This window comes from Streptomyces sp. NPDC052040, assembly GCF_044548405.1.
GTDB lineage: Bacteria > Actinomycetota > Actinomycetes > Streptomycetales > Streptomycetaceae > Streptomyces.
The window spans coordinates 99,574-116,940 of sequence record NZ_JBIUBV010000012.1; the positions used below are offsets into that span (position 1 = coordinate 99,574).

General features: G+C 69.3%; 16 protein-coding genes and 1 pseudogene. 10 read left to right on the forward strand and 7 right to left on the reverse strand.

The window, feature by feature from the left end:
* Positions 1 to 144: 144 nt before the first annotated feature.
* Positions 145 to 1,101: pseudogene (locus ACIHAA_RS22960) on the forward strand (glycosyltransferase family 2 protein); the annotation flags it as partial.
* A 40-nt stretch (positions 1,102 to 1,141) separates the two neighbouring features.
* On the opposite strand, the gene ACIHAA_RS22965 reads toward ACIHAA_RS22960, so the two are convergent.
* Positions 1,142 to 3,334: a PQQ-binding-like beta-propeller repeat protein gene (locus ACIHAA_RS22965; RefSeq protein WP_399820048.1), complete on the reverse strand. Its 2,193-nt coding sequence runs from the start codon at positions 3,332 to 3,334 to the stop codon at positions 1,142 to 1,144.
* A gap of 385 nt (positions 3,335 to 3,719) precedes the next feature.
* Between ACIHAA_RS22965 and ACIHAA_RS22970 the strand changes: the two genes are divergently transcribed.
* Both ACIHAA_RS22970 and ACIHAA_RS22975 read left to right on the forward strand, forming a co-directional pair.
* Complete coding sequence (locus ACIHAA_RS22970) at positions 3,720 to 4,268, forward strand: DUF4232 domain-containing protein (protein WP_399820050.1); 549 nt, start codon at positions 3,720 to 3,722, stop codon at positions 4,266 to 4,268.
* Between the two features lie 184 nt (positions 4,269 to 4,452).
* Complete coding sequence (locus tag ACIHAA_RS22975; RefSeq protein WP_399820052.1) at positions 4,453 to 4,995, forward strand: DUF4232 domain-containing protein; 543 nt, start codon at positions 4,453 to 4,455, stop codon at positions 4,993 to 4,995.
* Positions 4,996 to 5,124: 129 nt separating this feature from the next.
* Here the strand turns inward: ACIHAA_RS22975 and ACIHAA_RS22980 are convergent, their stop codons facing one another.
* Positions 5,125 to 5,793 carry a TetR/AcrR family transcriptional regulator gene (locus tag ACIHAA_RS22980; RefSeq protein ID WP_399820054.1) on the reverse strand — a complete coding sequence of 223 codons (669 nt, stop codon included), beginning with the start codon at positions 5,791 to 5,793 and terminating at the stop codon, positions 5,125 to 5,127.
* 107 nt (positions 5,794 to 5,900) lie between these two features.
* Here ACIHAA_RS22980 and ACIHAA_RS22985 point away from each other — a divergent pair, with 107 nt between their 5' ends.
* From ACIHAA_RS22985 to ACIHAA_RS23005, 5 genes are all read left to right on the forward strand, one after another.
* Positions 5,901 to 6,551, forward strand: coding sequence for a hypothetical protein (locus ACIHAA_RS22985; RefSeq protein ID WP_399820056.1), 651 nt, complete (start codon positions 5,901 to 5,903; stop codon positions 6,549 to 6,551).
* 465 nt (positions 6,552 to 7,016) lie between these two features.
* On the forward strand, positions 7,017 to 7,625 hold the full coding sequence (locus ACIHAA_RS22990) for a hypothetical protein (RefSeq protein WP_399820058.1): 609 nt from the start codon (positions 7,017 to 7,019) through the stop codon (positions 7,623 to 7,625).
* 65 nt (positions 7,626 to 7,690) lie between these two features.
* Positions 7,691 to 8,068, forward strand: coding sequence for a hypothetical protein (locus ACIHAA_RS22995; RefSeq protein ID WP_399820060.1), 378 nt, complete (start codon positions 7,691 to 7,693; stop codon positions 8,066 to 8,068).
* A 350-nt stretch (positions 8,069 to 8,418) separates the two neighbouring features.
* Positions 8,419 to 9,102 (forward strand): hypothetical protein, encoded by a 684-nt coding sequence (locus tag ACIHAA_RS23000; RefSeq protein ID WP_399820062.1) that lies wholly within the window; start codon positions 8,419 to 8,421, stop codon positions 9,100 to 9,102.
* A gap of 1,145 nt (positions 9,103 to 10,247) precedes the next feature.
* Positions 10,248 to 10,859 carry a hypothetical protein gene (locus ACIHAA_RS23005; protein WP_399820064.1) on the forward strand — a complete coding sequence of 204 codons (612 nt, stop codon included), beginning with the start codon at positions 10,248 to 10,250 and terminating at the stop codon, positions 10,857 to 10,859.
* 396 nt (positions 10,860 to 11,255) lie between these two features.
* Here the strand turns inward: ACIHAA_RS23005 and ACIHAA_RS23010 are convergent, their stop codons facing one another.
* Both ACIHAA_RS23010 and ACIHAA_RS23015 read right to left on the reverse strand, forming a co-directional pair.
* Entirely contained in the window at positions 11,256 to 11,597 is a 342-nt protein-coding gene (locus ACIHAA_RS23010; RefSeq protein ID WP_399820202.1) for a hypothetical protein, read from the reverse strand.
* Positions 11,594 to 12,070, reverse strand: a complete 477-nt coding sequence (locus tag ACIHAA_RS23015; RefSeq protein WP_399820066.1) for an ATP-binding protein — start codon at positions 12,068 to 12,070, stop codon at positions 11,594 to 11,596. Before ACIHAA_RS23015 ends, ACIHAA_RS23010 begins: the two co-directional genes overlap by 4 nt.
* A gap of 176 nt (positions 12,071 to 12,246) precedes the next feature.
* Here ACIHAA_RS23015 and ACIHAA_RS23020 point away from each other — a divergent pair, with 176 nt between their 5' ends.
* Together ACIHAA_RS23020 and ACIHAA_RS23025 are read left to right on the forward strand one after the other, a co-directional pair.
* Positions 12,247 to 13,518, forward strand: a complete 1,272-nt coding sequence (locus ACIHAA_RS23020) for a helix-turn-helix domain-containing protein (protein WP_399820068.1) — start codon at positions 12,247 to 12,249, stop codon at positions 13,516 to 13,518.
* Positions 13,515 to 14,087 carry a flavoprotein gene (locus ACIHAA_RS23025; RefSeq protein ID WP_399820071.1) on the forward strand — a complete coding sequence of 191 codons (573 nt, stop codon included), beginning with the start codon at positions 13,515 to 13,517 and terminating at the stop codon, positions 14,085 to 14,087. Before ACIHAA_RS23020 ends, ACIHAA_RS23025 begins: the two co-directional genes overlap by 4 nt.
* 446 nt (positions 14,088 to 14,533) lie before the next feature.
* Here ACIHAA_RS23025 and ACIHAA_RS23030 read toward each other — a convergent pair whose 3' ends face one another.
* The 3 genes from ACIHAA_RS23030 to ACIHAA_RS23040 all read right to left on the reverse strand — a co-directional run bounded on the left by ACIHAA_RS23030 (position 14,534) and on the right by ACIHAA_RS23040 (position 17,283).
* Positions 14,534 to 15,799, reverse strand: coding sequence for a PP2C family protein-serine/threonine phosphatase (locus ACIHAA_RS23030; RefSeq protein ID WP_399820072.1), 1,266 nt, complete (start codon positions 15,797 to 15,799; stop codon positions 14,534 to 14,536).
* A gap of 88 nt (positions 15,800 to 15,887) precedes the next feature.
* Positions 15,888 to 16,067, reverse strand: a complete 180-nt coding sequence (locus ACIHAA_RS23035) for a hypothetical protein (protein WP_399820074.1) — start codon at positions 16,065 to 16,067, stop codon at positions 15,888 to 15,890.
* Positions 16,068 to 16,281: 214 nt separating this feature from the next.
* On the reverse strand, positions 16,282 to 17,283 hold the full coding sequence (locus ACIHAA_RS23040; protein WP_399820076.1) for an STAS domain-containing protein: 1,002 nt from the start codon (positions 17,281 to 17,283) through the stop codon (positions 16,282 to 16,284).
* Between the last annotated feature and the right edge of the window lie 84 nt (positions 17,284 to 17,367).

Sequence of the window (17,367 nt, forward strand, 5' to 3'; positions counted from 1 at the left end):
GAGAGGAATCCACCATGCGCGTTTGCGTGCTAGGGCAGGGCTATGTCGGCCTGCCCCTGGCCCTGAGGGCCGCCGAGGCCGGACACACCGTGACCGGCTACGAGCCCGACCGGGGGCGCTGCGACCTTCGACCACCCCCGGGTCTTCTGGCACCGGCAGGAGAACAAGGGGAAGCGCGGGGCCCAGGTCACCGTCCTCCGCCACCTCCAGGAGCAGGGCAGGCACTTCGACTTCGTCCTCACCATCGACTCGGACGGCGAGCCCTTCCCGGACGCTCTGGAGCAGCAGCTCCGGGCCATGAGCAACCCGCGCATCCAGGCCACCACCGGCATGATCTACATCCGCAACTTCGAGGAGACCTGGGTCTCCCGCGCCGCGGACATCGACATCGGCACCTCCTGCGTGATGATGCGGTCCTCGCGCTCCATGCTCGGAGCGCTGGAGACCACGTCGGGTGCCCTGGCCCTCTACCGGGCCGAGCTGCTCTACGACCACCTGGACGCCTACGAGGTGGAGTGCGGGACGGGAGACGACCGCTGGCTCGCGCTGCGGGCCCTGATGCGCGGTGAGGTCGTGGCCGTCAACGAGGCGGGCGTCGTCACCGACATGCCGACCACGCTGAAGAAGACCTACCGCCAGCGCCTGCGCTGGGCCCGGTCCTGGTGGTGGATGCTGCCGTTCGTGTACGCGCGGCTGTCCCTGAAGCAGCTCATCTCGCCGACCTTCGGCCTGCTCCAGCTCGTCATCACCCCGGTGATGCTGGCCTGGACGCTCGTGATGACGGCGATGACCCTCGGCGGCCGATACCACAACCCCGGCGTGGCCCTGGTGTATCTCGCGGTGTACATCGTGGTCCGGTACGGCCAGTCGGGCCTGTATGTGCTCATGCGGCCCGACATGACCACACGCCAGCGCTGGCACTCGTGGCTCGTCGGAACCCCGGCGTCCGTGTTCATGAACATCGTGCTGCTGTGCCCCACCCGGTACTGGGCCCTGTTCAAACTCCGCGACAACGCCTGGCAGTCACGGGGCCTGACGGCCAGGACGGCCCTGCCGAAGGGGCCCCACGGGGCGGAGCCCACGGAGCTGCTGAACGCCTGATGGCCATGGGCCCGCCGGAGGGCCCATGGGTCCGCCCGGGTCACCCTGGTCGGTCAGCCGGCCCGTCCGGGCGTCGGGAGAAGACCGTGTCGCCGGCCATCGCCACGATCGCGTCCTTGACGAACAGCACGTGCGGTGAGTAGTTCTGCGCCTCGACCCCGGGGTCGTCCAGTGCGGAGGTACGCCAGGCCTCCGCTCCGGTGCGGCTGTCCAGTGCCAGCAGACGCCCGAAGCGGTTGGCGAAGTAGACCCGCCTGTACGTCGCCGACACCGCGGGCTCGGACAGGCTCTCCACGTCCGTCACCTTCTGCCAGAGCTCCCGGCCGCTGTCCGCCGACACCGTGGTGACCAGCCCGTCCGACCGGACGAAGTAGACGACACCGCCCACCAGGGTGGGCGCGCCGGTCAGCGGGCGCGCCAGCGGTATCCGGGTGACCTGCCCGGTTTCCGGGGCCACCCGCAGCAGTGCGTTGTACGGCCGTTCGTACGCGCCGTCGTACACCTCCTTCGCGGTCTGGGGGGCGAGGAACAGGGGCTGTCCGCCGACAGCGCCGAGCGCCATCGCCTTCTCGGGCAGTGTGGCGGTCTCGGTCAGGCTGCCGGGGCCGAGCTTCATCAGCTCGACCGGTGCCTGGCCGGGCTCGTTGCCCTTCGAGCACAGGGCGTAGGGCGCGCCGCCCAGCGCCGACGGAGTGCAGTACTCGTCCAGCGAGGGCGCCCGCCACAACTCCTTGCCCGACGGCCCGTAGGCCACGAAGGAGGAGTCGCTGGAGGAGAGGGTCAGCAACCCGCCGTCGTACAGCATCGCCTCCTCGGACTTGCTGATGTCGCGCTGCCACCGCCGGTGCCCGGTGGCGGCGTCGAGGGCCACCACGCGCCGGATGCTGTCGTCCGGGTCCTCGTACATGTAGACCAGTCCGCCGCGGACGCCGATCGGCGGCGCCCCCTGAGGGCGGGTGCCGGTCCGCCACACGGTGCGGCCGGAGGCGGCGTCGACCCTGGCGACCGTGAAGCCCGAACCGCCGCAGAACAGGGCGGTTCCCTCCGGTACGCATCCGGGGCTGTCGTAGTCGAGGGGAACACCCTTGGTGTCGTACCGCAGATGCCTCTGCCACGGCCGCCAGCCCGCGGGCAGCGCCGCGGCACGAGCGGTGGCCCTGGCGGCGGTGCCGGAGGCGGTGGTGGTGGCCGGACCGGACACGAAGACACCCAGCCCGACCGCCAGCCCCGCGACGGCCAGCACCGCACCGAGGCCGATGAGCAGCCGCCGGGTCCGGCGTCGCGTGCCGGTGCCGGACCCCGCGCCGGTGGCGGTCCCCGCGCCGGTGCCGGTCGCGGAGCCCCGGGAGGTGGTGGCCGCGCCCGGAGGAACGGGGAGGACCCAGGGATGCGCGGACTGGGTCCTCGGGGACCCCGTGGTGTCGGATTCCGGCAGCGCCCGCAGCATGCGGTGCACCTCCGCCAGTTCCGGCCGCGCCGCCGGGTCCTTGTCCAGGCAGCCTTCGACAATCTCCAGGAGGGCTTCGGGCACCCCGTCGAGGTCCGGCGTCCCGAACACCACCTGATAGCCGGTGATATACGGGCTGTCGGCGTCGAACGGTCCCATCCCGACGGCCGCGAACACCAGCAGCGACCCCAGCGAGAACACGTCCGAGGCCGGGGTGACATCGCGGGGAGAGGCCAGCTGTTCCGGCGACATGAAGGGCGGAGTGCCGATCATCTGGCCGGTCGTGGTGAGGCGCTGGTTGCCGGAGGCGCGCGATATGCCGAAGTCGATGACGCGCGGTCCGTCCTCGGTCATCAGGACGTTGCCCGGTTTGAGATCCCGGTGCACCACACCGGCCCGGTGGGTGTCGCGCAGCGCCTCGGCGAGCCCGAGCCCCAGCGCACGCAGCTCCCGCATGCTCAACGGGCCGTCCCGGCGGACGACTTCGGCAAGGCTGAGCCCCGGTACGTAGAGGGTCGCCATCCACGGCCGCTCGGCGTCCGGGTCTGCGTCCACCACCGGCGCGGTGAAGGCACCGCTCACTCTGCGCGCCGCCGCGATCTCCTGCCGGAAGCGCGTCCGGAACTCCTCTTCCTGGGCGTACGCCTCATGTACGAGCTTGACCGCGACCTCTCGTCCCGAAGCGGAGACTCCCAGATAGACGACACCCATGCCGCCCGTCCCGAGCCGGCCGAGGAGGGTGTACCCGCCTATGGACTCCGGGTCCCCGGTGCTCAGGGGCGTCATCGCCGATCACCCTTCCCAGCGCCTGCCTGCCTCACGGGATTCAGGGTAGGGCCTGCCGCTCCGTAGACGGAGCCGCTCGGTTCGTGCCTCGCCGTCCGGTGCCCGTGCCGCCGCGGCCGACGCTCCCACCGACCGCCTCCACCGTCCTCCCTCCCCCCGGCCGCTCCCCCGCCGCCCCGCCCGGTGTCCCATCCGCCATTCCAGAAGGACCGCGTTTTCCCAGCTCAGAGTAGGTGTGAGCGTTCCAGCATCCCGGAACTCCCCCGGGGAATGGCGGATGGGACGCGGGGAGCCACAGGCTTGGGTCATCCGAACACGGCGCCCCACCGGGCACGGCGATCGGATCGCTCAACTCCCCTTACATGTCAAAGAAAGCAGCCCACTCATGCGTATCGCTCCTCGTCTCGCCTCCCGTGCAGCCGCCTCCTCCATGGTGGTCGCCGCCTCCCTCGCGATCGTCGGTCTCCAGGCCACCGTGCAGACCGCCTCCGCCGCCACCACGAAGGCGCCCTCGGTCGCCACCTGCACCACGGCGAACACCGACCTGACCGTCACCGAGGTGTCCCGCCCGATCAACCACCTGCTGCTCAAGGCCACCAACACCGGCACCAAGCCCTGCTACGCCTACATCGCCCCCTACCTGAGGGCGGGTGCCGACGCCCAGGCCCCGCTGGCGTGGGCCGAGGAGACCACGCCGCAGGCCGTGGTGACGCTGGCGCCCGGCCAGTCCGCGTACGCGGGCATCACGACCTCCACCCCCGAAGGCGAGGGCGGCGCCACGGAGAAGACCCTGGGCGTGCTCTTCGCCGACCGGGACGGCAACGCGACCACCGCGGAGAAGACCCTGAAGCTGCCGAAGGGCGGAGTCTTCTTCAACAGCGCCGCCACCGTCACCTACTGGCAGACCAACGCGCAGGACGCCCTCGCCTGGTAGTCACCGCCCGGCACCCGTCGCGGCCCGGAGACGCTGGAACCGTCAGCTTGCTGACAGGGTGAGCCGGCGCCGCCGCAAAGGACCTCGGGCCCACCCAACCTCCGCCCGCCATTGCCCATCTTCCTCAGTACAGGCGCGTCTTGACCTCGCGCGCCGCTTCGCATTCGAGGGGAACCGAATCGTCATGAAGAGCAAGCTGACCGCCGTAGCCCTTGCCGGACTCGTCGTCGCGGGCACTGCCGCTGCCGCCATCCCGGCCTCTGCCGCCTCCGCCCAGGCCGGCCCGACCCGCTGCCACACCGCCGACCTGAAGGCGGGCTTCGCCACGGGGGGTGACGCGGCGCCGGAGATGGGGCAGACCGCGAAGCAGACCCAGGCGTTCATCTGGTTCACCAACCAGAGCAAGCGCACCTGCACCCTGTCCGGCTTCGCCGGTGTCGACATGGTCGGCACCCAGAAGACCGACGGCACCTGGTCGCTGGCGCGCTCCTCCAAGAAGCCTGTGACGATGACCCTCAGGCAGGGGGACACGGTGGACTTCAGCATCACCCTGCTCCCGGTGGCCAAGTCCACCCCGGAGAAGGAGAAGTTCGTGCCGGGTGAGTTCCTGGTCACCCCGCCGAACGAGACGACGCACTTCACCCTGAGGTGGCCGTTCGGCGGCCAGATCCTCAAGCAGGACGGCGCCACCCACCCGGGTACCTACCTCAACCCCGTCGGGCTGTGACCGGCCGGGCGGCCGGCCTCTGAGCTGCCCGTCAAGAGCGGTACCCCCGGCAGCGAGAAAGCCGGGGGTACCGGCGTACGGGGTACCGGGTAGCGCCGCCCCCCGACCGCCATTTCACCGACCGCCAGTTCACCGATCGCCGGTGTAACCGTCGCCGCCGTCCCGCTCCCCCCGGCCGAGCGCGGCGAAACCCGCGCAGAGCAGGCGGATGCTCCGGGTGAACTTCTCGTCCTGGCTCAGCCGCGGGATCAAGTCGCCCATGACCAGCGGAAATTGCGCGCACAGGTCGGCGTAGCGAGCGGCGTCCACCGCCGGCGGGGCGGTCGGCTCGTTCTGCTCCTGGAGCACGAAGCCGGTGACATGGCTGAGCAGGGCGTCGGCGGCGATGCCGCAGTGAACGGCGGGCAGCCCGCCGTCGAGCAGGGTGCGCAGCAGGCGTTCCATCAGTGAGAACGCGCCGGTGCTGAGCATGCCGGGGCTCTCGGCGAGGAGCTGGGCGCCCCCGGGGTGCTGCTTGATCTCCGAGCGCAGGGCGGCGGCCTGGGCTTCGATCCGGTCCTGCCAGGCTGCGGCGGACGGGAGGGCGGCCAGCGCGTCGGTGCCCGCGTCGTAGGCCCGGCGGCAGACCCGGTCGGCCATCAGGGCGAGCAGTTCCTCCTTGCCGCGTACGTGGTAGTAGAGGCTGCCGGCCCGGGCGTCGAGACGGTCGGCGACCTGACGCATGGACAGGTTCTGATAACCGACCTCGGCGAAGACGGCCATGCCCGCGTCGACGATGCGCTCCTTGGTGAGCTTCATGGGCCCACTCTACAACGCCTTCTAACACCATTAGAAAACTGTGCTAGCTTGGCGTCGACAGGTTTCGAACGGCGTTAGAAGCGCCGAAGTCCGGGGGGTGGGCCGACATGGGGGCGATCGTCTTCAACGTGACCACGGCTGCGCTGATGGTCATGATGATCAACTGTGGTCTCGGGGTGGTCGGCCGGGACACCCTGCGCGGGCGGCCGGTCCCGTGGGCGGCGGTCGCCCTGACCGCGCTCGCCGTCGGTGGCGTCCTGCTCCAGCTGAGCTGGTCCGGCGCCATGGACGCGCTGGACGCGGACCCCGCCAAGTCCGGCTGGTGGCGCGAGTTCACCTCGGTGTTCATGCAGAACGGCGGCCTCTTCGGCGCCCTGTGGAACCTGGTCACCCTTGCCGCCGTCGCCGCGCTCGCCCAGTGGTACTGGGGCGGCCCCCTGACCCTCGGCTTCTTCCTCGCCGGCATCCTGCTGCCCAGCCGCATCGACACCCTGCTCGGCCTCGGCGACGGCCCCAGCACCGACCCGCGCAACTTCGCCGGCAGCTCCGGCGCCACCTACTTCCTGGGCGCCACCCTCGCCCTGGCCCTCCTCACCCGCACCCGCCTCCCCAAGGAACGCGCCCTGGCCCTCGCCGTCCCGGCACTGGGCCTGACGATGTGGCTCACCCAGTCCAACGGCCACGGCCTGGTCTCCGCCTACGGCTTCACCCTGGGCGCAGCAGCCTGGACAATCCACCACCGGACTGCCCGCCGCTAACGGCGGCCGGACCGCCCCACCCCCTCCCACCCGCAGACACGCCCGCGGCCGCCCGACCTGAATCTTCTTCGTGGACCGGGTGGCGAGAATCCAACTCGCGTTCTCTACCTGCGGTGCTAGGGATTTGGGGGAGGTTGCCGGGACGACCTCTGGCGAAGCAGTGTTGGGGCCCGGGCTCCCGCCGCCCCGACTCCCGGTGTCGCCCGTGGTCCCCGCACGACCTGGCACGGGTCTGGCGCGGCCTTTCGCCGAGCAGCGCGGCAAGTTCCCTGAGGTCGTTCGCGACCATGACCTGAGCCAGGCGTCCAGCCACGGCCACCCCGCCGAGGGCGTACAAGTCGAGGTCATCACTTCTGACGCGAGAGGGGTGACGGGGAAAGTCTGCTTTTGGTTGCCTCATGGCCGTGTGGCGTGAGTCTCTTTAAATGCGATTGCAGGTTTCCGGGGCCAATCGATAAGTTCCCGTTGCCGATCGCTGACCAGATGAGGCTGCGGGGGAGAAAATTGAAAATTATGCAACGAGTGGCAAGTATTGGTCTTGCTGCGCTTGCCGTGGTGTCGGTAACTACCTCCGCTTCGGCGGCTGAGCAGGGTGACGATGCCTCTAAACAGCCGCTTCGTGCGGTTGAAGTTACTGTGACCGAGCGCACTGAGACCGAGACCGTCATTGACGGCCAAGTGGCCAAGGCCGAGGCGGCAGCGCCTTCGTCGGTCACACACTTCTTCACCCCGCAGGCGCCCGACTATCGGGGTAATTCAGCATACGGGCATTTCACTGGGCAGGTGCGATACCACGAGGGCTCCCATCTGTCGTTCGCGTGGAGTTCAAAGCTCTTTGCCAACGTTGCTGCTACGGCAACTGGGCCCATGACAGAAAGCGCTGCGGCAACTCGCAATGGTCGCAGCTTCGGGTACAGTGACAGTCACCCCGCCGTACCTGCGAACTACCTGGTCCATTCTTCGTTCCGGGTAGACACGAGTCACTACGTACTCACAGTCAACGAGCACTTTCCTATAGCTGGTGGCAAGAAGTACGTCACGACAGAGTTCGACTTCACTGTGGCGCTTATCTGACCTAGAATGGGCGCCCCTCCCCAGCTGGGGAGGGGCGCCCATTCTGGTTATGTGGGGATTTATCGATGCGAAACCTGAAGGAACTTGCCGAGCGTGTCCTTCGTGACCTTTCAGTGGGCACCGAAGCCACACCTACTATCGGATTTTCGGAACCGGATAGCGAGGGCTACGTAGAGATCCTTCTCCAAGACGAATCGGGGATGGGAGTGGGCTTCACTGTCAACCCATCGGCGCCCGAGGCGGAAGTTCTTTATGAAATGGCCTATAGGATTCCGGACGCCTATGTCGAGATGTACGCTGTCGGGCTTCCTGTGGTTCCAGGTACCCAGCGGCCAGCAGTTCCGAGCATTGTTGCGGATATGGTTATTTGGGTAGACCCAAGCAGGCGCGGTGCATGGTCATGCCCAGTTGGAGAATATGGGCATAATAAAGGCGAGCGCTGACTCAGTCCTCTTTCTCTGGCATCAGGCGGCTGATCGGCATGAGCGCGGCACGGGCGTCGGCCGGGCTGGAGGCAGGAGCGCAGGCCCGGCCGAGGCCCGGGCCGCGCACGCCGCGCTTGCGCGGCGACTTGCACGCACCTGGCACGGCCTCGGTCGGTTGCGGCCGCGCGGTTGTTGACCAAGTGCTTGGAAGATGCGGGCACGCCTTGGCGGGGCGGTCCGATCGTCCTATGCCGGCACCGTGCCAAGCCGCCGAGTGCTACTGCCGTCCGCACCCATCCCAGGACGGTCAGCACAAGTCCCGCCTCACCGGTTATGCGATCTTCAGTCGGCGGAAGCCGTACGGAGTCTTGAAGGCCGAGTACATCATGCATCTCTCCGACCATCCCGCACGCCGCCGTCTCAGCGCCGCCTTGGACAACCTCTCCGTCACCTTCCACGGCATGACCGCACATTCGGACGAGAGCAACTGCGACTGCCACTGGGGCAGTGCGGAGGAGCTCTCCCTTTTGAAGACGCCGGACGTGGAACTGGAGCCGGACCTCCTGAGCCGGACCTGGCAGGCCATCGACTGGATGGATCACGCGGCTGTGCTGCGCCGTATCCTGCCGCAGTTCGCCACGGCCTTGGTCGCCGGTCACGTGGAGCCCCTGTTCGGACTGGAAGAGGCCGGATACTCATTCGCCCGCGGCCGCTGGCAGCAGTGGCCCGACGAGCACGGCGAGCCGGTACGCGAGTTCCTGCATGCCTGGTGGGCGCAGAGCCTCACCGACCCGAATGCGGCCGTCCCATCCACCAGGTCTTCGCGGTGTGTGCCGAGGCGTCCGGAACGCTCGGCCCCTGGCTTGCCGACTGGGAGAAGCAGACCGGCTACCTCAGCGACCGACGTCTCGCCGAGGCGGTCGCGGAATGGGAGTGCGAGCTCCTGGGAGACAGTCTGCCGTGGAGCGTTGACTGGTACGAGCACGACGAGGAGGAGATGCGCGCCGAACTGGTCGCCTGGCTCCTTGGTCAGGCCGCAGTGCGGTCCGTGAGTCGGGCGCATCGGCGGATCTGCAGCACCGGATACGGTTGCTCGGACTCACCGGCAAGGACCGTTGGACGGATCCGCACTGGCCCGGCCACCGCTACTGACGGCCGGCGGACGCGACGGCTCCCGTGCCTGCACGCCCCGTTCCGGCGCGACGTGGGGCAGACCGTGTACCCGACGGTGTGTGTGGATGCGCTACTTCGGCGACCGACCACTGCTTTAAAGGAGCGAGGTTGGGTGACCCTAGGCGTGATCTGGGAATCCCGGCCTTGGGCAGCCTGGGGCTGTGTGCACCCTGGCGAACCTCGGTTCCCCGTGAGTCCCCTTCCGTTCCGGTACGGAAGGGGCACGCCTCCGCGACCACTGCACATCAGTCAGCGCCGTGACCAGGCCAACAACTCGGTGATCTGAAGGGGACGGCCGCGTTGCAGGATGAGCGCATGCTCCCTCCCCGACTGCTGTGGCGTGATCCCCGGTCCATCCCCCGGTTCAATCGGCAGGAGCGGGTGACCCAGATTGTCAGTGATCCCGGCTTCTATGAGCCGAGCGATAAGGACGGGTGCTCAAGGTTCTGGTACTTCTGCCAGGCCCATGATCGCCCCTACTGGCACCAGTCCTGTGGGGAAGGGCCGCATTTCATCGCCCTACACTGCCAAGAGCACGGGCCTGAGAGCATATGGCCGCAACCACTCATGCTGATGTACCCAGAAAGGTTCGACCCCCCGCTGAGCGACGCGCAGCTGGCCTGGGTGCGGGCGGAGGATGACGCTGTCCAGGCGCAATCCGATTAGAGACGCCCTTAGCGTTGGTTGTCGTTGAGCACCCTCGGACGCCCCCTCGACGGCCCCGGAAGATGCTCCCGTGATCGTGACGATGTGAATTCGCTGTGTAGTCGGGCCCCCAACGCTCCATGTTTGGGGTCCACTTATTTCTGGGACAGCACACTCACCAGCCACGCATGGATCGCACTGGAGTGAAGAGCCGCAGCCACGGCATTCTGCCAGGGTGTCAACGCATGCCCGGACGCGTTGAACCGAGTATGACGGAGCACTCCATGGCATGGGACGAGACAGGCCTGTCCGGTTTGCAGGCGCAGTTGGCGCACGAAATGCTGAGCCGTGTCACGGCCTTCGCGTTCGGACCGGAAGTGTGGCTCGTCAGAGGTGTGGTGGCCTCGCCGGACCTACCCGGCGTCGCCGCGTCGTCCTCTGGGACGGAGAGCGGCTCGACAGCTCCGTCGCCTTCGACGTGCCGCTCACGGACACCCAGGGCGGGAACATCCCCTCGGGGGACCTCGCAGCCGCCCTGCGCGGCGTGGCGGCGGACTGCTCGGAACGCGAGATCCAGGCGGCACCGCGCGACGCCTTCGGGATCCCCGTGATCGACGTATCCGCCCCCGTTCACGCCTTCGTGGCCGAGCCGCGCTTCAAGGTGCCGGACGCACTGCACGCCGCGGCGGCTGCGTTCTCCCTGCCCCCGGCGCCGGAAGAGCCCCCGGAACTTCGCCTGCGCGGCTTTCTCCTTCTCGACCGGACAACGTGCCGCCTCTACCTGGACACCCCCGAATCACGGGACGCACCACCGTTTGGCATCGACCTTCCGCTCCAAGACGAGAGAGGCTCCGTCACGGTCGGCGTAACGGCGGTGCACACCGCACTCCCGGTCCTTCTGCTGGGCGAGCTGGACCGCATGCGCAAGGACGTCCATGACCCCTACTGCCATACCGTCTACGACGTGGCGGACTGGCTCTCGGGCGGCTGACCGCACGGTGCCGGGAGCCGCTGTGCGCGTATCGGTCCACGCTCCAGGAGCCCCTCAGTTCCCGGAGCGGAGGGGCTCGCCACACGAGGGACGGCAAAAAGGCCCAGGTCTCTGACCTGGGTCTCGATCATGGAGCGGGTGACCCCCTGGTCTTGCTCGACGCGGGACCCGAACCGGGGAGGTGGCTAAAGCCGTGGAGCCGACCGCCCCAGCCGCAGCGGGTTTCTCCCCACCATGGTGCTCGCTCCAGCCGCGCGACCGGCGTAGCCGGGGCCAGAGCGGGCCGAAGGCAGGAGCGTGGCCCCGGCGGTGAGCCGGGGAGCGCGCGGTGAGCGGAGCGAGCCGCCTTGAAAACCCAAGTGGAGAAAGTTGTAACTCAGTCGTCCGCTGGAGGATTTAAGGCGTCGCCGCATGCTGGGTGAGAGGGAGGTAGACGACCGGTCGGATGGTCAGGGTGATGCGGGTGTCGGCTTGGGTGATGGTGACTGTGCAGGGTTCGGCGCGTAGGAGGGCTCGTCTGGTGCGGATGCGGTCGTCGTAGAGCCAGGCCCAGGCTTCGTCGGAGGCGTTGGGGTCGAGTGCTGGTGAGATGGTGCGGAGGGCGATGGCGACCCACCGGTCGGCCTGGGCTGCGGAGTGGGCGTCGAAGGATGCGTGGAGTGTCGGCCCGGCGTTCTCGTTGAGGTCTTGGGTCCAGCACTCGCACCAGTAGCCGCGGCGGGGTTGGTTGTCGGTCAGCACGGGCGGTCTCCGGTGAGTGCGTTCGCGAGAAGTCCGGTGTTGTTCCGCTGGCAAGGTGTGTCGGCTGTGGGCTCCGGGTTCGGACGGAGGTCGATTTCAGCCCAGCACCGTTTGCCGTTCGCTGTCGGTTCGGCACCGTGTCGGTCGGTGAGGGCGGCCACGAGGAGCAGGCCTCGGCCGCTTTCACTGTCTGCGTCCGGGATGTCGGGTCGGGGGAGTCTCGGGCTGGTGTCGTAGACCTCGATGCGCAGGAAGGGGCCGACGACTTGCATCGTCAGGCTGACGGGTCCGGTGCCTGCGTGTCGGACGGCGTTGGTGACCAGTTCGCTGATGACGACCTCCGCTGTGTGCACCACCGAAGGGCTGAGCCCCGCATCCCAGCTCGCTATGGCGTCCATCGCCGCGTGCCGTGCGGCGGTGACCGCGGCAGGAAGGGCGGGCACGGACAGAGTGAGCTGGGCTGCTGCCATGGGCGGTCTCCCGGTGTAGGTGTGGCCACTCCAAGCAACCAGTCGCCCCTGGCGGACGGTGGATTCAGGTGCGTGCGCTGCATCGGTTATGCAGGACCTGCATCGCGGCGAAGCCCTGCTGGCCTACGCTCAGTTGGGCAGCAAGGAGTCGGCAACGGCGGGAGGGGCCGTGGCGGATGGCTGACACGCACAGTGAGGCGGCGCGGATCGGTGAGGTGATCCGCCGGGCCCGGGTGGCGCAGCGGCGCTCGCAGAGGGATGTCGCTGCCGCGCTCGGCTACCACCAGTCCAAGGTGAGCCGTCTGGAAGGCGGGCGCGGAGCGGAGGACATCCGTGTCCTGCGCGCTGTTGCGCAGGAACTGGGCATTCCGTGGCACCGACTGGGCCTTGGCCCTGCTCCGGACTCCTCCCCCGCCGATGCGGAAGCAGAGGACATGCACCGCCGCACTTTTCTTGCCGCGAGCGCCGCCGCACTCGCATCCCGGCCGGCCGCCGCCGCAGCACACAGTGAACACATCCAGTCCCTGCTGCCGGGGCCGGCCCCGGACAGGACGGGCGGGACTCTGGATGCGGCGGTGTTGCGTGAGCGGGTGGGCATGGCCCGTCGGCTCTTCTACTCGTGCGACTACGCCGAACTGGAGCGCATGCTTCCGGGATTGATCGCCGACCTGCGGTCGGCCTCCGGCGGTACGGCCGACCGGGGCGCAGTGTCCGGGCTGCTGGCCACGGCGTACCAGACCTCGACGAGCCTGCTGCTGAAGCAGCACGACCAGGGAAATGCCTGGCTCGCGGCCGGCCGAGCCATGGCCGAGGCCGAGCGCTGCGGCGACCCCGTGGTCCTGGCCTCCAGCGTCCGCGTGCAGGCCCACGTCCTGGCGCGGGAGAAGCACACCGATCAGGCGGTCACCCTCGTCCGGCACATGGCCGGTCAGCTCTCCGGTTCCTACGACTGCCGCCCCGCGAAGCACCTCGCGGCCGTCGGCCTGCTGCTGTTGCGCGGTGTGACCGCGGCGGGCAGCGGTGGTGACCGGGCCGCGGCCGAGGAGTTCCTCACCGAAGCCAAGGAGGTCTCCCGGTACGTCTGCCTCGACCGGCCCGACGCCTGGGCCAACTTCTGCCCCACCAACGTCGCCCTCCACGAACTCAGCACCCTGGTGGCCTTCGGTGATGCAGGCCTCGCCCTCCAGGCCGCGCGTCCCCTCATGCGCCTCCGCGTCCCCGTCCCCGAGCGGAGGACCGCCCTCTGGGTGGAAACGGCCCGCGCCTACAGCCAGCAGGGCCGCCTCGCCGACGGCTACCGGGCTGTGCGCATCGCCGAGAGCTGCGCCGTTCAGGACGTACACCGGCCCGCCGTCCGCGAACTGGTCGCCGACATGGCTGCCCGTGACCGCGGTCGTACCCTGCCTGAACTGCACCACTTCAGCCGCCGACTGGGAGTCCCTGCGTGACCGAGCGAACCGCCGCCTTGGACAGGAAACCCTTCCTGTATGTCGTCGTCTGCGCCTGCGGCATCGCCGGTGACGTCGGCAAGCTGATCACCGCGGCGCAGGAGCGGCACTGGAACGTCGGGGTCGTGGCCACCCCGCAGGGCCTTGGCTTCCTCGACACGGAGGCGATCGAAGCGGCGACCGGCTACCCCATCCGCTCCGCCTGGCGTACCCCCGGCGAGGCCCGACCCCTCCCGCCCGCGGACGCGATCGCCGTCGCCCCGGCCACCTTCAACACGGTCAACAAGTGGGCCGCCGGAATCTCCGACACCCTTGCCCTGGGCATCCTGTGCGAGGCGTACGGCATAGGGATTCCCACCGCCGTCCTGCCGTACCTGAACGCAGCCCAGGCCGCCCACCCCGCCTATCCCCGGAGCCTGGAACGTCTCCGCGCAATGGACGTCATGATCGGGTCGTACGAGCCGCACAGGCCCAAGGCCGGAGGAGGGGCCGACCGCTTCCACTGGGAAGAAGCCCTGGACCTCCTGGAACCGAAGATCGCACACCAACCACCCACCGGGCGGGGGTGAGCCCCACCACGGGCCGACCTGCCCTGTGGGCGCATCGTGGCCGTGGTGCGGGACTGATGCGACTCTGCCGCCCGGTGATTGATCACCACACACAACAACAACGGCCCAGGTCTCTGACCTGGGCCTCAATCATGGAGCGGGTGACGAGAATCGAACTCGCGCTCTCAGCTTGGGAAGCGACGGCGCTTGGGCAGGACAGGTAGGTTCTGACCTGGGCGTATCTGTTCTTGGGCGGTGTCCGGGAATGCGGGGTCACACCGCTGTTCGCCGTCGTTCTCCCCTCTTACGGGCACGCTGTGGGCACGAGACCGTACAAGAGGCCGTGCAGGAACTCGACTCGTGCTCCGGGGTGCCGGCGCTGCGGCTGCATGAGGCGCCTCCGGCAAGGTGAATTGCTGGTGCACATGAAGCGCAGCACGCCTGCCCACCACCGCCCGGCGTCGTCGTCAGCCGCGCCACTCCAACAGGAGCAGCGTCGCGTCGTCCGTGGTGTGTCCGCCCCGAGCCCGCTTGAGGGTGTGAGACAGGGAACGCGCCACCGCCCGGATTCCGCGGCCGGTTCTCTCCATCTGGTTCACCCACTCGATCAACTGCCCCTCCCCGAACTGCTCTTCGCCCGTCTCGTGCTCCTCGACCAGTCCATCGGTGAAACAGAGGAGGCGGTCCCCCCTCTCCAGGCGCATCTCGTTCATCCGAGGCTCCGCACCGCCGAGGCCGACGGGCAGGGTCGTCGGGCCGGTCAGCCTCAGTGCGACGCGGTGGTCCCGGACGAGCAGCGGTGACGGGTGCCCGGCGTTGACCCATTGCAGGTGGCCCGTCGTGGTGTCCAGCTGCATCATCTGCGCGGTCACAAAGTGCTCCGGGCCGAACTGCTCCGCCACCGCGCGGTCCATGAAGGAGTAGATCTCCGGCAGCCCGATGCCGGCACGGCGGGCGTGGCGGTAGGCGCCGATGGCCACGGTGGCCATCGTGGCCGCGTCCAAGCCGTGCCCCATCGCGTCGATCATGGCCACATGGAGGACGTCCCCGTTGAGGGCGTAGTCGAAGCTGTCACCCGCCACGTCGTAGGCGGGTTCCAGGATTCCGGCCACGGCGATGCGCGGCATGATCATGGCCAGGGGCGGCAGCAGGGCCCACTGGATCTCTGCCGCGACGCTCATCGGCTCGCGGCGCCGCACTCCGAAGAAGAGGTCGGAGTAGCCGTGCTTGGTCACCAGCAGGTCGGCCACCAGGCCGGCGATCCTGTACAGCAGCCGGCGGTCGTGGTCGTCGACGCTGTCCAGCGTCACCGACATGACACCGACCTGGTCACCGCCGTCCAACAGCGGCAGATGGACCCGTACGCCGTTGGTCCCGGCCAGTTCGAGGAACTGAGCGTCGAGGAAGCACCGGCCCGCCTCGGAGTCGTCGATCGGCTGCGGCTCCCCGCCTATGAGGCCCTCACCCGGCAGCGGTGCCAGCAGCAGTTGGCCGTAGTCCTGCAGCAGCACCTGCGGCCGACGGCCACCTAGCCGTTCCAGTACGTCGGCCACCAGGGGCCCGATGCAATCGGGTGGCAGATCGTGCGCGCGGTCGAGGATCTCGCCCAGGAGGGATTCCCCGAAGCTCTCGGAGCGGTCCGCGCCGCCCCGGCCGGCCGTCGGCCTCGCACCCGCCGTGGTCTGCTCCGTCCGGGAGGCGGGCCGGGACGACGAAGGGTCTGTCGGTGTCATCGCTCCATCACGGAATAACGGAATCACAATTCACGGGATCACGGGCGTCCGCACCGGCTGGCAGTCCGCACCGGCCGGACCGGGTCGCTCACCTGGGTCCGGCTCCTCCCTCCGACTCCCACACCGCCTGTCCGTCGAGGCCGCTCTCGGCGAGGGCCAGCAGGCGCGGGGCCGACAACGGGTTCCCCGGGTCGGCGGCCGCGGACAGCAGCAGGTAGGTGTGACCGTCGTCCGGTGCCGGGCCTTCGGTCGGCTTGGTGACGTCCATCGTGCGATCCCGTCCCGGGCGTCCCCCGGTGCCCGTTTCTGTCGTTCGCCGGGAACGGCGCCGTCGTCGTACGCCCGCAAAGCTCTCGGTATCTGCCAGGCTACTCCCGGCGCGGCCGGAGAGTGCCGGCGCGCGGCCGCCGCCCGCGACCGCCGACGTACGGCGTGGGCCGGTCCGGACGGTACGACCGCGGGCTCGTCTTCCCCCTGGCCGATCACCGGTCTGCCGGGAGCGGCCCTTCGACGGGCAGGACCAGCAGGCAGGGGGCGACAGGACCGGGCAGCCCGACGACCTCGCCCATGTTCCGCCAGCCCCAGGACGCGAAGGCGGCCTGGCCGGTCCGGTCGGCCGGATGGAGCAGGGCGACTCCGAGTGGGGCGTGCCGGTCTGCCAGCAGTCGCTGCTGGAGGCGGCGCGCTATCTCGCGGTTCTGGGCGTGTGAACGGGCGACGACCTGGGTGAGGACGACGAACCGCGCACGGGAGGTGAGCCGCTGGACGATTCCCTGGAGCGTCGCGTCGAACCCCCGGCGGCCGGACCCGTCAGGCCCCACCGGGAAACCGAAGGCGCACCCGACCAGCATCGTCGTCTCGGCCACCAGCAGCACGAAACCGGGGCGGTGGGCGGTGACCGCGAGGCGGCGCAGGAAGTCCCCATGGTCGTGGTACGCCTCGCCGGGCGTGCCCGCGACGGACTCGGCGGCCAGATCCGCGATGTCCTCGCACAGGTCCTCGGCCTGTTGGCGAGTCAGCCGGCGGACGCGGATCGCGTCCTTGAGGGCCGGCGCGTCCTTGGAGGTCGGCGCGTCCTGGAGGGCCGGCTGGTCCGGTCGACCGGCGGGCCCCCCGGGCGTCCGGACCGCGGTGTCCGTCGGGCCGCCGGGCGGTACGGGGCCCGCGGGGGCTGCCAGGAGCGGCGAAGCGGGGTCGGCGGCGGCGAGGAGCCGGACGATCTGGCCGCACGGATGGTGCAGTCGCAACCGGGCGTGGACCCGGCCGGCGCGGTGCGAAGCCGAGAGGAGGACGCCCAGGCCCCTGTCGTCGCAGGAGCCGACCGCGGCCAGGTCGACGTCGATCACGGTGACGCCGTCCAGCAGGCACTGCTCCAGCGCGGCCCGCAACAGCGGCGTCGTGGCAGGTCCGATGTCCCCGGCGAGCGTGACGAGCGTGTGCTCCCCCCGGTTCCGCCGGTGGATGTCCAGGCGGGAGAGAACCATCGCAGGGGACATGAGGTGCCGACCCGTCTCCGCGTCGACCACTGGAACGACCCGGAAGTCCGTCCTTCGCCGGGGACGACCCGG